This is a genomic window from Rathayibacter sp. AY1C6, assembly GCF_002931535.1.
Lineage (GTDB): Bacteria > Actinomycetota > Actinomycetes > Actinomycetales > Microbacteriaceae > Rathayibacter.
Genome location: NZ_PSWC01000006.1, coordinates 1 through 15,204, shown reverse-complemented (window position 1 = coordinate 15,204; position 15,204 = coordinate 1). Strand labels below are relative to the sequence as shown.

The following is a 15,204-nucleotide window of genomic DNA, read 5'->3' as shown; positions in this document are numbered from 1 at the left end:
GGTACGGCAGGAGCCGTTGTCAGCCGACACCGACGCCGGTTGCTCGGGCTCGGTCCCGCAGCGATACGAGCAAGGACGCGGCGGTCTCGTCGCTCGCGGGCCGTAGCCCGAAAGCGCCTTGCCGGCCGTAGGGTGCGAGGTCGATCGATCCGTCCGCGGTGCTCACGCGAAGACCTCGACGGTGGAAGAACCGCTCTGATACGCGGACGACCGATACTTCCTCGACGTCAGGCCACGTCACTCCTGCGCGCCGCTCAGACTGCGAGGAGAGGAACCACAGACCGGTTTCGTCCGCGACGACGAGAAGGTAGTTGCCGACCGCGAGTATCGCGTCCTTCTTCTCGATCCACTGCTTGAGTCCAGGGGCGGCAGACGCGACCGCGAAGATGTCGCTGGTCGGATCGTTCTGCCGCAGCACGGCCATCCGGCGCTCCGCTCGCCGCGCGAGGCCCGAGAACATCCAGACCATCAGAAGGACGACAAGCATCGCGACCCCCGGCGCCCACAGCGCGGCCACCAGTGGCTCACCTCCGCTGCGCCGCGTCAGCAGGACGAGTTCCATGCCGATCAGGACAACCGGAAGACCGAGTAGTGCCGCTCTGACGCGGAATGCCCGGACCTGCTGAACCTCTGCAAGCGCGTCGGCCAGCGACGAGCTGCGGTGACCCCGGGACTGTGCGAGGCCGTTGTCGCATCGGTCATGGACGGGACCAGCGCCTTGAGTGCTCCGTTGATCCACCGCGGCGCGGATTGCTCGGCGGACGGCTCTTGCTTCCCGATGATCGAGTCGGCCCGCACCAGCTGGCCGCATGATTGCACCCGTCCTGTGATCGACGAGCGGCAATCGCGTCCTGCGGAAGCGAAGAGTGGTGTAGCCGGCGCGTTCCTCGTCCTCCGCTCTGTAGGGAAGCATCCAGAGCGCGATCAACGACCACGCAAGGCTGATCAGCATCCCTACGAGCAGGCTGAGTGCGACGATGCCGGGCTGCGAGAACGAGCCGTCTTTCTCGAAAGTGAAGGTTGCTATCGCAACGAGCAGGAGAGCCCCGAAAATCAACATGCTCGCCATCGCGTACAGCCCGTGGAGAAAACGACTCTGACCGGACCAGCCCGGAAGCAGGTCCACAAGGGCCCCGACTTCGTCTCGGTCGTACTTCGTCATCTCGGACCCTCCCGAACTGCAACCCTGCCACGATCATCCGCGTCCGCCCCCGCGCGGGACGCCCAGCAAGACGATCGTCGTGCGGGTCGACGGACTCGCTACACAAGGCTGTAGGAGCAAGATCCCCATCCCACACCCGCGTACCGCCTGCGGACGCCGTAACAGCGACCAGGCTCCCTTAGGGAAGCATCGCCATTGTCGGAGCCTAACTGCAGGCCTCCGCGGCCAATGGTGTCCGGCGGGGTGGCGGCCCGTATGGGGATGGCTCATTGGAGCGTCTGAGCGCCGATCGTCGTCGTTCCGCCATCCGTGTTCTCGATGGTGATGCTTCCATCGAGGAGAAGGGTGTCGTCGGTGCTAGGCCACCAGGCGGACCACCACCCGTTAGAGATGGTCGCCGCGACCTCATGGCCGTCCTCGGTCAGCGTGATGCTGGCGACGTCCTGACCGACCGTGCCGGCGGCGAAGCCGTAGCCGTCCGGCGGGAGGTGCCCTCCGGACGCGAAGAGCTCGATCGAGCCGGATGAAGGAGCCTGTGTGGCGTTGCCGGGGCCGTCGAGCAGTAGATAGGTCGGGACGGTGGCGCTCTCTCCGACACACCAGGCCACATAGGGACCGCTCTCGACAAGCACTGATTCGACGGTGCCCCGCGTATCCGCGGACAGAGCGTCCGCTGGCTCGGTGGTGTTCGGGTTGGCGTCGAGGGTGTCGATGCAGTTTTCAAGGACGGAGGAGCTGTCTGCGCCTGCCTCCGGTTCAGGCGTCCAGCTCGCCAGGCCCGAAGGGGAGATCCCCCCTGCGCTCAGCGCCACCGTGCTGACGGGAGCCGCTGGACGACCGGCGATCGCCGCGACGGCGACGAGAGACGCAGCGAACCCGAGCGCGCACACGCCCACGATCAGCCGCCGGCGGACATCCGTCCTCGGGCTCTCTTGGGGTGTTGTCTCGGACTCGATGCTGACGAGGATGCGTTCGTGGAGTCGCTCCGCGTCGGCCGCGTCGTCTCCTCGGCGTGCAGGGTCGGCCCGCTTGAGGGCGTGCAGTTCGTCGGTGGGCGTCATGAGAGACCTTCCGTGGGGAGCGCGGTCAGCCGCGCGCGGCTCGGCCGGGTCGGGTCGAGGATCGCCGCGTACCTCTTCTTCGCCCGCGACAGGCGCATCGAGAATGCGGCACGACTGCACCCGAGCACTTTCGCCGCCTCCGCGTCCGAGAGGTCCTCCCAGACGTGCAGGGCGAGCACCTCCTGGTCTGCCTCGGACATCGATCGCAGCGCGTGGAGCGCATCGATCTCGGCGGAGCTGTCGGCATCGGCTGCGCCCGGTAGCCAGACGCGCTCAGCGACAAGATGCTCGCGCGCCTCCCGCCGGACGGCGTTGCGCAGAACGTTCGAGGCCGTGGCGAAGAGCCAGGGACGCGGATGCGCGGGAAGGTCCCCGCGCCGGCGCCACGCGATGAGGAACGTTTCGGCCACCACGTCGTCCACAAGTTGCTCTGGGGCGCGACGCCGGACGTAGCGGATCAGGTCGTTGAAGTTCGCGGCGAACAGCTCCTCGAAGACGTCGCGATCGCCCTTCTCCACGTGCACCCCCTCGCCCCTCACTCTGTACATGTCTGCACGATGAGGAGTTGCAACACGACGAACGCGCAGCATTGCAAGGACGCTCTGGATCGTCCCGAAAGGGGATCCCTGCACGGTCACTAGTCGGCGCAGCTATCGCCCCCCTCAGCCGCCGGTGGGTAGCTGCGGCGTCTCGAAGAAGAGGTACGGCAGGAAGTGGAGTGTCACTGAGGCGGCGATGCCGATGACCGGCACTATCCAGTAGCGCTGGCGAGGGTGAGCGAGTCGGCGGACGGTGATGAAGGCGACGACGGGTGTCACGAGGACCGGCACCCATGCGCCAAGCGTTGCCCACTGCACGGCTGGTCCGAAATCGCGCAGGTCCTGTGCTTCATCGAAGGCCGGGTGCATCAGGTTGCCGTAGTGCAGCAGCGTGAACGGGACCAGGGCGACGGCGAGTGCGAAGTGAACGACCGCGAAGACACCGATTCGGAAGCGAGCGCGGTCGAGGTCTATTGCGAAGGCCGGAGAGGTCACCAGCGAAGACTAGCCAGTGAGGACGGTCTGCTTGCTAGGCAACCGCGAGAGGTCCGCCCGCCGATCGAGGCGTCCGTATGGGGATCGTTCAGCGGATGGCGGCGGCCGGCTGAGGGCGTTGATCAGCGGTCTCCGTCGTCCGCGGCGGACCGAGCCCGAGTGCGCGTCTGAGGCCGAACGCGCCTGACGCAGGCCCGGGCAACTCTCGCCGTCGCCGGTCGTAGGTTCGGCTAGGTTCAACTCGTGCCTTCGAGTCGACCAAGTGACCTTTCCGCTTCGGCAACAACAGGAGCAAGTTTTCTTGCGCACGCGTGGATGGCCCTGCTTGTAGCGGTTTCTTACACGGTATCTGCTCTTGTGATTGCTGGACCGATGCGTGAAGCGGCCTCGGGAGTGCAATACACGCTGGCAGATGCAATTTTGGAGTACGCGTGGCCGTTTGCTTTAGTTACTGTAGTTCTTCTGGCACTGTCGCCCTTGACCTCGAAAATATCGAGATCCATTAGTGGCGGCAATAATATTGACTCGCATCAACGATTGAGTGTCACTAGGCAATCTTGGCTTATTTCGCTAGTTTCATTTGGTGTCTGTTTGATTCCCGCAACCCTTGCCAGCGCTTTCGGGCTTTTGATAGTGCCATTCTTGCTAATCATTGGCACACCATCGTCCTTTTGCGTAGTTCTGGTCTTCTTGCATAGGGCGATTGCGCGCAGTGCGCGGCGAATCAGACCTTGAAATAGTTGGTGGCGGGCTCGCCGTCATACCGTGCGTCACGGCGTATCGCCAGCGACTGCACAATCCGCCGCCGTCCCGCATGCGGATCGTTCACCGGTGCAGTGCGGTGCGGTGCGGTGGCGTCGATATCCGCTCGCTGTCAGCCGTCGAGGGTCCACACGGATCGCGCGAAGTTCGCCAGGCCCTGTGCTCTGTGGAAGGAAGACGGGAACGCGCACGCCAAGCGTTCGATCGTGGGAATCAAGGAGAGAGATGTCAGCTCGCCGTCGAGCTGCGCTCGGACGTGGAGGATCGCGGTCTTCCCGAGGTGGGCTTCCACGAAGTCGGGCTCGACCGAGTGGATGTCGTCCGAGCTGATCTGCCTGACGGGGCGAGGTTCCGCGCCGGCCGACCAGACGGTGAGGCCGTCCTCGGCGATCGAGACGGTCACCAGGTCACCCAGCGGTCCATCGATCGCGGGATCGACAGCAGGTGCCGCGGACAGCTCGCGCAGGACGTCGTACTGATTCGATGCGACGAACACGACCGCCTCCGGTAGGCGACGCCTCACCATTCGGGCGGTCCGCAGTCGCGGCAACGCGATGTAGGCGGCGACCCCGATCGCTCCCACGATGCCGAACAGCACCGCGGAAACGATGTAGGCCACTCGTCCCGCAGGTGTGTCGTAGTAGCTGAACAGAGCCAAGCCGACCACGAACAGCGCTATCAGAACGACGACGATCACGACACGAATCGGACGGATCATCTGCGGCCTCTGTTCAGGTCGATGGAGAGCAGACGAGTTTCCTGCTGCGTCCGCCCTGCGACGGAAACCCGTCCTTCCTGCGCCACTCTAGAGCTGAGCCCAAGCGGCGATGACCGGTCGGCCCGCCCACTTCGCGGTCACTGCAAGGCCGACTTAACGGATCTGAGCCTGTTCCGTATGGGGATCCTTCACCGGAACCCCTGCGGGGAGCGGAAGTCCTATTGCTACTTCTCCGCTGCTGATGCTGCGGCGGCAGCGCGTTGCAGCAGCTCGGACGCACCGTTGAGTCGTTCGGAATTTGCTGTCTAAGCAGAGCTTCGACTAGGCGCTGATTTTAGCAATGGATGATACTAAGAAAGAAATCCCGAGAACAAGCATTGCTATAGAAACAAATAATACGGTGGCCGGGGTTGATGACCTGGCGACACGTTCCGCCCTGTTCCCGTAAATTCTCCGTATCATCCTCGCGTTGAAGCGCGCGTAAGCCTTTCCTTTCCATGCCAGCAATATTGCGGCAGCAACGAAAATAATGCCCGCTACTAGTTGAATAGATCGTTCGTCCATTGGTTCTACTTTTCTTCTGCTCGTAGGGGCAACGCACTCGTCGCCACAGGAGAAACCCGAAGCGGCGATTCTGTTGCCGGCCGCCCGCTCGCCGCCAGCAGTTCTGGTCGTGGGAAAACCTAGCTCTTCCGGCACGCCTGATGAGCTGCGCGGAGTTGGACCCAAGCAGTGGGCGGTGTAGCTCGACATGTCCCGTACGGGGATGGTTCACCGGGCCGATCTGGTGCCCGGCCGTGGAAGACTCGTTGGGCCGACGACAGCGGAGCGTGACGCCAGTGACTTCAGTATTGAGCCTCATCCGCTCCAACAGCCTCTCCGGCGCAGCGCAGTATGCGTACGCCGCGACAGTTCCCGCCGGCTCGCGCATGCTCTTCCTCGCCGGAGATGTTGCACTGGACGCGGTAGATCCCCTGCCCCGGAGTTGCCGTCACTTCGTCCCTAGTCTTTTCCTATGAACGCATCGAGCTCATTGCCCTCTCTTGACGGTTACCGCTTCGCGGCTGTCCGCGACACAGTCGGCGGCGAAGTAGGACCTGAGACTGTCTTCGACTACCACGAAGCGGACGGCGAGGTGTGGGCCACCTACGCCGGCGGCGCAGTCCGGCGGGGATTCCTTGTCGGCACTCGAACCGGTGACACGGTGGCGTTCCGCTACTGCCAGCTCAACGAGGACGGCGAGACCTCGACGGGATCCTGCGTCTCCGAGATTGTTCTCGACCCAACTGGGCTGCTTCGAATGAAGGAGACGTGGGCCTGGGAATCAAAACCCGGTAATGGCACCAGCGAAGTCACGGAGATCATCGTCCCTCGCCTAGCATCGGTCGTCACAGAACCCCGAACCCGACCCTTTCACGAGTCGTAGAATGAGTGACAAGTTATAGGACAACACTGCTCGGCGCGCCGGGTTGACGCTGGCTTGTCACGTATTCGGCCGTATAAGTGACAGGGGTCCGCGATGCTCGTCGGATACATGCGCGTCTCAAAGACCGATGGAACGCAGACCACCGACCCGCAGCGCGACGCGCTACTCGCGGCCGGCGTCGATGACGCGCAGCTCTACTCCGACCTCGCGTCCGGCCGGAAGGATGATCGGCCGGGTTTGCTGTCGTGCCTGAAAGCGCTCCGCGAAGGCGACACGCTCGTGGTGTGGAAGCTCGACCGGCTCGGACGCGACCTTCACCACCTCGTGAACACCGTCCATGACCTCACCGCCCGCGGCATCGGGCTGAAAGTGCTCACGGGTCAGGGCGCGGCGATCGACACGACCACCGCCGCCGGCAAGCTGGTCTTTGGGATCTTCGCGGCCCTCGCCGAGTTCGAGCGCGAGCTCATCTCCGAACGAACCATGGCGGGCCTCGCGTCCGCTCGAGCACGCGGTCGGGTCGGCGGGCGCCCGTTCACCATGACGCCCGCCAAGGTGCGACTCGCCATGGCATCGATGGGCAAGCCGGAAACGAACATCGGCGCCCTCTGCAAAGAACTCGGCATCTCCCGCCAGACGCTCTACCGCCACGTCTCACCCACCGGTGAGGTACGACCGGACGGCCTCCGCGTCCTCGGGCGCAAGAGCACCTAGTCGCAGCTCGCCGACGCCGGCGTACGCTCTGAATGACGGCTCCGGTAGTTGTGCAGACGACATTGAAGATCTGTGCAGAGGACCTCGAGAACTGACACGTATGCGGATGCTCCACTGCGACAGATCCATTGTCTTGACGCAGAAACATGTTCACTTATCGCCTCGTTACCATTGACGGTTCCGTAACGGATCCCTGGCCGGCTGATGAGGCCGCGCTGCGGCCGGGTTCAGCTGGTGAGTCGGCGGACCTGTTCGGCGGAGAGCTGGCGGTCGGCGTAGAGGACAACCCGAGCGGTCGGGTCCGTGCTGTGCGCATCCGGACCTTCCCACCTCCGCTGAAGGCCGAGTCGCTCGATGGTGCGGCGGGAGCGTGCGTTGCGTTCTGCGACGACCGCGGTGACGGGCAGCTCCGGTCGGAGTGAATGGGCGAGTTCGATGCCGGTGAGGGCGACTTCCTGCGCGTAGCCCTTTCCCCAGTGGTCGGGGTGGAGGGTGAACGCCACGTTCCAGGCCGCGTCGGAGAGGAGGGTGCATCCACCCATCCCGATCAGATCATGGTTGTCCGTGGGGGAGTCGCGCCGGCGGATCACCCAGCTGCTGAGTCCGTCTTGTGTCCACTGGGTCCTCCGGTATGCGATGACGGCCCGGGTCTGATCGGCGGAGAGATGGAGGAGGAGCGGATCTTCTTCCGCGATCCGCGGATCGGTGTAGAGGCGGAACAGCTCGTCCAGGTCGGTCTCGGCGGGCCGGCACAGTCGGAGCCGGTCGGTGAGCACGTCGAGGTCCCGTGGGGCGCAGGCCTGTCCGTCGCTCACGATCATGGGACGAGGATTCCACGTTCCGACCGCTCGACGAGCCTTGTGTGCGCGTGCGATCCGGTCGCGGGAGGTACCCCGCACGGGGATCGGTGACCGGTTGTTCTCAATTGCTGACGTGAGCCAGCGTCCGCGCGTACGCGATCATCGGATGACCACCGAGCGGATGCGGCGCGGGATCCCCGTGAGGCTCGAAGCCGGACGCCTTGTAGAGCCTTTCTGCCCGATCGTTTCCGGCGCGGACGTGCAGCTTCAGGACGAGGTAGCCGAGCTGAGCAGCGGTCTGGATCGCGTCGTCGAGCAGCATCCGGCCGAGCCCGTGCCCTGTCTCGCTCGGTGCGACGGCGAGCAGTTCGAGCAGCGCGCTGTGTCGGCCCGGACGATCGCCTGCGTCGACGGTGAGAGCGAACCCGAGGGGATCCGAGCCGATGACGGCGAACCGCACGAGAGGCCGGTGGAACTTCGCTCGAGCCCTCTCGGCGACGGCGTCGTCCTGACTGCATCCGTCTCGTGCTCTGAGTGCCTCCAGCCAGAGGTCGACGCAGGGCCCGCGATCGTCGGGCGAGCCGGCTCGGATCTTCACACGCTGAGGCTATCGAGGCAGCCGTCGGACAAGTTCTGAGGCATGGTCGGGCTCACTGTTCGAGTCGTCGGGCGAAGGAGCGGCGGATGCCGGTCGCGGTGAGGAGCCCGACGGCGGTCACCAGGGCGGTGGCGAGGAACACGGAGCTCGTTCCGGCGACTCCGCCGAGCCACCCTGCGAGGACGGGGCCGGCGACTTGGCCGATGTACTGCGCGGAGACGTTGTATCCGAGTACGAGTCCGACGCTCGTGTCGGGGAGGAGTCTGCGGATGGTGGCGACGACAGTGGGGGTGATGCCGCCGAGCGCGATCCCGGTCAGGAACCGCAGGATCGCGAACGAGACCAGGTCGGCAGCGAAGAACTGAGCGACGAGGAGGGCTGTCGCAGCGGTCAGGCTCAGGGTGAGGACGTGGAGGTGTCCGATCCGGTCGGCCAGTCGGCCGAGGTTGGGGGCGGAGAGGATCGTGCCGAACGCGGTGAGTGAGAAGACCACGGCAGCGGAGATCGCGATGTCCTCCGTCGAGCCGGTCAGGGCATGGATGTGCTCGGCGATGATCGGTTCGACTGAGATCGTGGCGAACATGAGCAGCGTCGACAGACTGAGGAGAGCGAGGACCGGTGCTTTGTGCGGGACGGTGGCCCAGGAGCTGGGTCGCTTCGCCTTCGCGGATGTTGTTCTCGAACGCGGGACCTCCTTGATGAACAGGGTCGTGCCGAGGAACGCGAGGAAGATCAGTGCCCCGGTTGCGAGGAACGCTCCCTCGACGCCGATGACCTGGGCGAGGGTGCCGCCGATCAGCGGACCGGCGATCGTGCCGGCCATGATCGCGGAGGACAGCACGCCCAGCGCCCAGGCGGAGCGCTCCTTCGGGGTCTGGGCGGCGACGAGAATGGTCGATCCGGAGGCGTAGCCGCCGAGCAGCCCGACGAGCAGGCGCAGCAGGACGAGCTGTGTGACATCCTGCGCCAGCCCGATCAGGGACATGGCGATCGCCATCCCGAGACTCGCGCGGATCAGCATCGGCTTGCGACCGAAGCGGTCGCCGAGGTGTCCCCACAGCGGGGCGGTGAGTGCGGCGGTGAAGAAGGTGGCCGCGTAGGCGATCCCCGACCAGAGGGTCACTGCAGCCGGGTCGGAGACGCCGAGGTCACGGACGTAGAGGGGGAGGATCGGCAGGATCAGCGTCATGCCGACGATGGTCGTGAACGAGCCGAGCGCGCATACGACGAGGTTGCGGCGCCAGATCAGAGACGTGTCGGACGGCGAAGAGAGGGTGGTCATGAGCGCTCCGTGCGTAGAGGATGTGCGCAGGCAGCACGACCACCGCGACGGGGGCGCCTACCGAACTAGGACCCGTCGCGGCGGAGAAGGATCTGCCGAACGACCATGACTGGCTCACCGTAGCCGAGAAGTGACAGGGATCGAGGTCGACTGCCGGATTCTGCTCTGACGGATGGCGGTGACGGCACCATTATTCGGACACGGTGCCTATCGCGTCGCGCAAGGGGACCGTTCAGCGGTTCACGCGATTCGCCGTCGTCTGAACGATCGGCAGTTTCTTCGCGCGAAGGGTGGTGGCGAGGAGCCACCCGAGGAGGGAGGCGATGCCTGCCGTGACCGCATATTCCGTGATGAGGCCCGCGGAGGAGGGCCAGGTCGCGTTTCCCGACGCGAGTACCAGCGCGGTGGAGGCGGTGGCGCCGATCACGAGTCCCAGACCCAGGAACGCGGCCGCCTGCCCGAGGCGCGGGATGCGGCGTGTCCGCCGGTCGAGCCAGAGACTCGAGGGAAGCCACAGGAGTGCGCCCGCGACAGCGAACGCAGCTGCCGTGCCCGCGATGAGCCCTGCTGCTGACCCGCCCGATACATCCCAGCTGCCCGCGGTTCGCAGCAGCGCGAGGACCGCAACGGTCGGCCACGCCAGAATCCCCCATGCCAGTTCTCGTGCATCCATGAGCATCAGGATCCGGCACGTCGGTGAACACGCCATGAATCAGGGCCGTTCAGCACTCCACGATCGTGTGTTCCGTGAGGGGATGGTTGGCCGGGCGCCTAGACGTCTGCGGGCAGCGGTATCGTCCCGCGAAGCCTGTGGCGGTGAAGCTCGCACCGTCGATCATTACTCCGACGTTCGGGCCGGAGGACATCAGCGCGGGATGTTCCTACTGCGCTCGGAACTGGCGCTGGTCGCTGCAGTAGCAGTGATGGCCGCGAGCGGCTGTCCTGCGGAACGCTGCCGCCCGCGCCCGCGCGCGGCGCATCCCGCGCGCCGGGCTGGTGCGGGGAACGGCCCTCCCGCAGACGCCAACTTGCAGCTCGCTGCCACGAACACTGTCCCACTGATGATCTTCGAAGGGCATGCGTGTCCCGCTGCCAAGCCCGGGTGTCGGCAACACCCAGGGTTGTATTGCCGAGCTATGCGGAGTAGACCTAGACGTGCACGACGACCGCTCACAAGGGGTGAGCGCGGGGACTTGGATGAAGGTCGTAATAGTCATGCACACCTCACGAAATCGGTCCGCTGGCAAAATCGCCACGGTGTTCGTTGCGCTCGTCCTGGGTACGGTTGTCGCACCTGCCGCTGCGTTGCGGAAATTCCCGGTTCGGACTGAATCACATCATCGCTCGCGGCCACTTTGACGCGGACACCAACTTCGATATTCAGCAGACACTCAGCTACGGCCTCTACGCACCCGGGAGCTCAGGCTCTAAGACGCTCTACGACGCGAACTGCACACCCGTCTACTTCGTTCTCTTCGGATATAACGCCTACAACGGCTCCGATGCCCTCGCTAACCCCATCGGCATCGTCAACGCCTACAAAATCGACAGCACCATAAACACCCGATCTACCAGCAGCACCACCGCCGCACCCATCATCCAACCGCCCTACGGGACCGGATGCCCCGTCTACACCCCGATCGAGAACGATTGACCGACACCCGCGACCTCGCCGACGTCGTGGGGTGGATGCGCCGCCACTACTCCACCCCGTACGACGTCATCGCGGCTACCGCAACCCACAGCTCAAACGGATGGAGCGTTGACACAACCATTCGAGCTACACCCACCTCCACTGACGAGGTAGTGAATCTCGACCAGTGGGACCCTGCCGCAATCGATTCCCTGACCACCGGAGGCGACCTTGCAGTCGAAGCCTTCGCGCTAATCTTGCACGCCAACCTCATCGAATGGTGGGATACGGAACGACCGAAAACGTCGACGCGATACTGAACCACTAAACAATGTGACGAATCAAGCATAAGATCCGAGCAGACACCCCCTGCGAGGCGACGGACGGAAAGCAGCTGATTGCTCCGTTGAGCGGCTCTTCACCGGCACGCCGACAGCATCACGGGCCGCCGACCGACTCGACCCTTCCCTCGGCAGCTCCCAGAACCGCGCCACCCCGGGCACGCTGCTTCAACTTCGATCCCATCGCCAACACTCCGACTCACGGTGGTATTGCAACGACCGGCTGAACCCAAGTCCCCCTAACGGACACCTCCGGAGTAGATGAGGACAGCCGCTCCGGCGTCGAGGAGCCTCTCCGGCCCCTGTTCGATGCGCGAGGATTTGGACATGCGTACCGATAGGGAATCGCTCTCCGCGTCGAGCGGGAGCCTCGCGCCCGCAGCGCGAGGCTCCTCTGACCCGGCCCGGCTCGAACGGGCTGCCACCCTCACCGTGCTGCGGGCAGGACACCCCCTTACTGGATTAGGGGTGCCTTGGGCGGGCGCATTCGACGGTAGTGCGGCGCGAGCCTCGGAGGGCTAGTGCGTCGATGCGTCCGGCGTCCGATGAGGGGTCGTCATCCGGCCGCCCAGGATGGCCGCGCATGAGACCGGAATCTCGCGGCGCTGTTTGTCGCAATAGACCCGCCCGATGAGATGCCCGATGGTGGGGCGTCAACTGACACACTGAGCGCACGGTCGCTCGTGGGATACGCCCGCGTCTCAACCGACAAGCAGGATGCGACCGCGTAGCGCGACGCGCTCCGGGCGGCCGGCGTCCCATCCGATCAGATCTACGTCGACTTGGGTCTGACCGGCCGGAACCGCGAGCGTCCCGCGCTACGAGAGGCGCTGGCTGCGTGTAATGCCGGATCGACTCTGCTCGTGACGAAGCTCGACCGGCTCGCGCGGTCCATCACAGACCCTCGCGACATCGTTGATGAGCTGACCCGCCGCGGGGTGAAGCTCAGCATCGGGGGATTGGTCCACGATCCGGAGGATCCGATCGGCCGGCTGCTGTTCAACGTGCTCGCGATGGTCGCGGGGTTCGAGGGGGATCTGATTCGTGCCCGCACTCGTGAGGGGATGAAGGTCGCGAAGGCCAAGGCGCGTCTGCGTGGCCGTCAGCCGAAGCTGTCGCCGAAGATCGAGGCGCATCTGGTCGCAGAGCATCGTGCCGGGAACTGCACCGTCGCCGAGTTCGCGGCGGAGTTCAAGGTCGCGCGGTCGACGGTCTATCGGGCGGTGCAGCGGGCTGATGCGCGCGCCGCTGGCGCTGTCGCCCTGGCGCCGCCGACGGAGGGCGCATGATGTCGGGGGCGGAGAGGGTACCTGCGCTGGTGCCGGAGAGGGTGGAAGTGCTGCCCGGGTGGTCTGCGCTTACACGTGTTCTCAGCACCGGGTGGGGAACTCTCGCCCAGGCGATCGCCTCTATCTGGCTCTTCGTCGGGTTCGCGGTCCTTCCTCCGGGATCGCGTCTGCCCCTTTTCGTGCCGCTGGTGCTGTTCTTCGCCGCTCTCGCTTGGTCGATGATCTGTCTCGCAATCGGCACGTCCAGGGTCACCGGTGAGAAGGAAGCCGGTTACACGACCCTGGGGCTCGGGCGCATCACGGTTCCTGCGGATAATGCGAGAACGGGCGTCGTCCTGCGGGCGGCAGGCGAGCCGCACTGCCGACTCGTCGGCCGGGTCCGGCACTCCACCGCCGACGCGTCCGCCGCTCAGTCGAACCGCGCGCCCTCCGGCCGCGGCGGCAGTACGAACAGGATCAGCAGGAACACGTAGCCGGCGATCGGCACGAGGATCGCGAGGATCCAGAGCCCGCTGCGGTTCACGTCGTGCAAGCGACGCCAGATCAGCGAGAGCGACGGGAGGAACGTCGCCAGAGCGATCGCGCCCGCGGCGAGCGACACCCAGAAGGTCTGGAACGGCGCGCCGCTCGGGTACGGCGTCAGCGTGAAGTCGAGGCGCCACGGACCGCCGTCGGCCAGCTGCAGCAGCCCCGTGAGGACGCTGCCGAGGAGGATGATCCACCAGTACTCGGCCCGGCTCGCCCTCCCGCGGAAGCGGAGGTAGTTGCCGAAGAAGCGGCGGAGCGCCGCCATCGGCGGAGCTCCGTAGTAGGGGAGGGCCAGCGGCGGCTCGAGGGTGCTCGGGCTCATCGGGTTCCGTCTCTCATCCCTCGACCGTATCCCCTGCTCCCCGCGGCGCCGCGTCGGCCGTGCGGACGACATCCCGGTGTTCGCGCCGGAGGAATGCCGGCGTTCACGACGCAGGAACGTCGCCGTGACGGAATGGAGGAAGGCGTCGTTCTCGCGCCGGAGGAACGCCGCTGTGTTCGCGGCGGAGGAGGGTCGCCGTGCTCACAACGGAGGAAGAACGTTCCAGCTCGAGCGTGAACACGCGGATCGGCGCGCGCCGGAGCACGTTCTACCTCCGTTGTGAACAGGATCAGCGAGTAGGGACCGCCTCCGCCCGCACCGCCGCCGTCGCCCGGGCGTCGACGATCAGGCTGACGACGAGCCCCACTGCGACGATGACGATCGCGACCCACGGCAGCACGTCGAGCCCGCTCGCGTCGATCGCCAGCCCGCCGACGACCGCGCCGCCGCCGATGCCGATGTTGAATGCCGTCGTCTGGAGCGCCGCGGCGAGGCTCCGCAGCTGGAAGGAGGAGGTGCGCAGCATCCGGGTCTGCAGCATCGCCGGGATGCCGCCGAACGCGATGTTCCAGATCACGGCGGCGACGACCACGGCCGTGGCGGCGCCGGTGCCCGCGGCGACGGCCAGGCCCGCGAGCGCCAGCACGACCGCGATCGCGGCGACCACGAAGCCCGAGCGGGGGAACCGGTCGGTCGCGAAGCCGGCCAGGACGAGTCCGACCGCCCCTGCGCCGCCGAACGCGAAGAGCACGAGAGGCACCGTGTCGGGGGCGAAGGAGGCGTTCTCGAGCCAGGGCGTGATGTAGGTCGAGAGGGTGTTCTGGCCGATCAGCACCAGCAGGATGACGACGCAGACGCCGATGATGCGCGGGAGCGTCCGGTCCTTCCGCGCGGGCAGGCGGATCTCGCCGGTCCGCATCGGGATGTGGTGGTCGACCGCGGGCAGGAACTTCACCACGATCAGCGCGAGCACGAGCACGACGCCGCCGAGGATCGCGAAGGTGGGCCGCCAGCCGAACGCGTGCCCGAGCGCCGTGCCCAGGGGGACGCCGAGGACGAAGGCCGCGGATCCGCCGCCCGCCGTGATCGCGGTCGCGCGGCCGAGCTGCTCCGGAGCGACGAGGTGCGCGGAGTAGGCGGCGACGATCGCCCAGAAGAGGCCGTGGGCGAGCCCGCCGAGGATGCGCGCGCCGATGAGCAGCCCGAAGGTGGGGGCGAGCGCGGCGAGGACGTTGGCGACCGCGATGGTGCACAGCGCCACGAGGAGGAGGCTCTTGCGCGAGAAGCGCTGGGTCACCAGGGTCAGCGGAGTCGTCGCGACGACGACGGTCGCGGCGAAGATCGTGACGAGCTGGCCGGTGAGCGAGATGCTCACCCCGAGGTCGCGCGACATGTCGGGGATGAGCCCGGTCGGGAGGAACTCGCTCGTCACGGAGACGAAGACGGCGCCGGCGAGCGTGAGCAGGCCGATCCAGGGGAAGGCGGGGGCTTTCGCGGTGTCCTGAGGGTTCACGGTGTCCTGAGGTCGGGGGCG

At 66.0% G+C, this 15,204-nt stretch carries 14 protein-coding genes and 1 pseudogene; 4 read left to right on the top strand and 11 right to left on the bottom strand.

Annotated elements, in window-relative coordinates; all coding sequences use genetic code 11:
• Positions 1 to 19 precede the first annotated feature (19 nt).
• From C5D36_RS05415 to C5D36_RS05395, 5 genes are all read right to left on the bottom strand, one after another.
• A complete protein-coding gene (locus C5D36_RS05415) occupies positions 20 to 1,162 on the bottom strand; it encodes a hypothetical protein (RefSeq protein ID WP_104295353.1) in 1,143 nt (380 codons plus the stop codon).
• A 266-nt stretch (positions 1,163 to 1,428) separates the two neighbouring features.
• Positions 1,429 to 2,223, bottom strand: coding sequence for a hypothetical protein (locus tag C5D36_RS05410; RefSeq protein WP_104295352.1), 795 nt, complete (start codon positions 2,221 to 2,223; stop codon positions 1,429 to 1,431).
• On the bottom strand, positions 2,220 to 2,741 hold the full coding sequence (locus C5D36_RS05405; protein ID WP_219812578.1) for an RNA polymerase sigma factor: 522 nt from the start codon (positions 2,739 to 2,741) through the stop codon (positions 2,220 to 2,222). The genes C5D36_RS05410 and C5D36_RS05405 overlap by 4 nt, the downstream gene beginning before the upstream one ends.
• Positions 2,742 to 2,885: 144 nt before the next feature.
• Positions 2,886 to 3,257 (bottom strand): hypothetical protein, encoded by a 372-nt coding sequence (locus tag C5D36_RS05400; protein WP_104248176.1) that lies wholly within the window; start codon positions 3,255 to 3,257, stop codon positions 2,886 to 2,888.
• 874 nt (positions 3,258 to 4,131) lie between these two features.
• Positions 4,132 to 4,737: a hypothetical protein gene (locus C5D36_RS05395; RefSeq protein WP_146083705.1), complete on the bottom strand. Its 606-nt coding sequence runs from the start codon at positions 4,735 to 4,737 to the stop codon at positions 4,132 to 4,134.
• Positions 4,738 to 5,752: 1,015 nt separating this feature from the next.
• Between C5D36_RS05395 and C5D36_RS05385 the strand changes: the two genes are divergently transcribed.
• Complete coding sequence (locus C5D36_RS05385; protein WP_104223373.1) at positions 5,753 to 6,163, top strand: hypothetical protein; 411 nt, start codon at positions 5,753 to 5,755, stop codon at positions 6,161 to 6,163.
• A gap of 93 nt (positions 6,164 to 6,256) precedes the next feature.
• Positions 6,257 to 6,877, top strand: a complete 621-nt coding sequence (locus tag C5D36_RS05380) for a recombinase family protein (protein ID WP_104250047.1) — start codon at positions 6,257 to 6,259, stop codon at positions 6,875 to 6,877.
• Positions 6,878 to 7,104: 227 nt separating this feature from the next.
• On the opposite strand, the gene C5D36_RS05375 is transcribed toward C5D36_RS05380, so the two are convergent.
• The 4 genes from C5D36_RS05375 to C5D36_RS05360 form a co-directional block, all read right to left on the bottom strand.
• Positions 7,105 to 7,698: a GNAT family N-acetyltransferase gene (locus tag C5D36_RS05375; protein WP_104295350.1), complete on the bottom strand. Its 594-nt coding sequence runs from the start codon at positions 7,696 to 7,698 to the stop codon at positions 7,105 to 7,107.
• Positions 7,699 to 7,798: 100 nt separating this feature from the next.
• Complete coding sequence (locus C5D36_RS05370) at positions 7,799 to 8,275, bottom strand: GNAT family N-acetyltransferase (protein ID WP_104250045.1); 477 nt, start codon at positions 8,273 to 8,275, stop codon at positions 7,799 to 7,801.
• A 52-nt stretch (positions 8,276 to 8,327) separates the two neighbouring features.
• Complete coding sequence (locus C5D36_RS05365) at positions 8,328 to 9,557, bottom strand: MFS transporter (RefSeq protein ID WP_104295349.1); 1,230 nt, start codon at positions 9,555 to 9,557, stop codon at positions 8,328 to 8,330.
• A 232-nt stretch (positions 9,558 to 9,789) separates the two neighbouring features.
• Positions 9,790 to 10,230 carry a hypothetical protein gene (locus C5D36_RS05360; RefSeq protein WP_146083704.1) on the bottom strand — a complete coding sequence of 147 codons (441 nt, stop codon included), beginning with the start codon at positions 10,228 to 10,230 and terminating at the stop codon, positions 9,790 to 9,792.
• 612 nt (positions 10,231 to 10,842) lie between these two features.
• On the opposite strand from C5D36_RS05360, the gene C5D36_RS16550 reads away from it, so the two are divergent.
• Together C5D36_RS16550 and C5D36_RS05355 are read left to right on the top strand one after the other, a co-directional pair.
• Positions 10,843 to 11,211: a hypothetical protein gene (locus C5D36_RS16550; protein WP_146076920.1), complete on the top strand. Its 369-nt coding sequence runs from the start codon at positions 10,843 to 10,845 to the stop codon at positions 11,209 to 11,211.
• Positions 11,212 to 12,166: 955 nt separating this feature from the next.
• Positions 12,167 to 12,820, top strand: a pseudogene (locus tag C5D36_RS05355) (recombinase family protein).
• A gap of 409 nt (positions 12,821 to 13,229) precedes the next feature.
• Here the strand turns inward: C5D36_RS05355 and C5D36_RS05350 are convergent.
• Together C5D36_RS05350 and C5D36_RS05345 are read right to left on the bottom strand one after the other, a co-directional pair.
• Positions 13,230 to 13,670 carry a DUF805 domain-containing protein gene (locus C5D36_RS05350; RefSeq protein ID WP_181065714.1) on the bottom strand — a complete coding sequence of 147 codons (441 nt, stop codon included), beginning with the start codon at positions 13,668 to 13,670 and terminating at the stop codon, positions 13,230 to 13,232.
• Between the two features lie 289 nt (positions 13,671 to 13,959).
• Positions 13,960 to 15,204: MFS transporter (locus C5D36_RS05345; protein ID WP_219812577.1), on the bottom strand; the 1,245-nt coding region annotated here is incomplete at its 5' end.

What these genes read in the sequence shown, in the direction of transcription:
- C5D36_RS05410 (WP_104295352.1), bottom strand. Translation starts at nt 2,223, where the DNA reads ATGACGCCCACCGACGAACTGCACGCCCTCAAGCGGGCCGACCCTGCA.
- C5D36_RS05360 (WP_146083704.1), bottom strand. Translation starts at nt 10,230, where the DNA reads ATGGATGCACGAGAACTGGCATGGGGGATTCTGGCGTGGCCGACCGTT.
- C5D36_RS05365 (WP_104295349.1), bottom strand. Translation starts at nt 9,557, where the DNA reads ATGACCACCCTCTCTTCGCCGTCCGACACGTCTCTGATCTGGCGCCGC.
- C5D36_RS05350 (WP_181065714.1), bottom strand. Translation starts at nt 13,670, where the DNA reads ATGAGCCCGAGCACCCTCGAGCCGCCGCTGGCCCTCCCCTACTACGGA.
- C5D36_RS05375 (WP_104295350.1), bottom strand. Translation starts at nt 7,698, where the DNA reads ATGATCGTGAGCGACGGACAGGCCTGCGCCCCACGGGACCTCGACGTG.
- C5D36_RS05395 (WP_146083705.1), bottom strand. Translation starts at nt 4,737, where the DNA reads ATGATCCGTCCGATTCGTGTCGTGATCGTCGTCGTTCTGATAGCGCTG.
- C5D36_RS05380 (WP_104250047.1), top strand. Translation starts at nt 6,257, where the DNA reads ATGCTCGTCGGATACATGCGCGTCTCAAAGACCGATGGAACGCAGACC.
- C5D36_RS05415 (WP_104295353.1), bottom strand. Translation starts at nt 1,162, where the DNA reads ATGACGAAGTACGACCGAGACGAAGTCGGGGCCCTTGTGGACCTGCTT.
- C5D36_RS05385 (WP_104223373.1), top strand. Translation starts at nt 5,753, where the DNA reads ATGAACGCATCGAGCTCATTGCCCTCTCTTGACGGTTACCGCTTCGCG.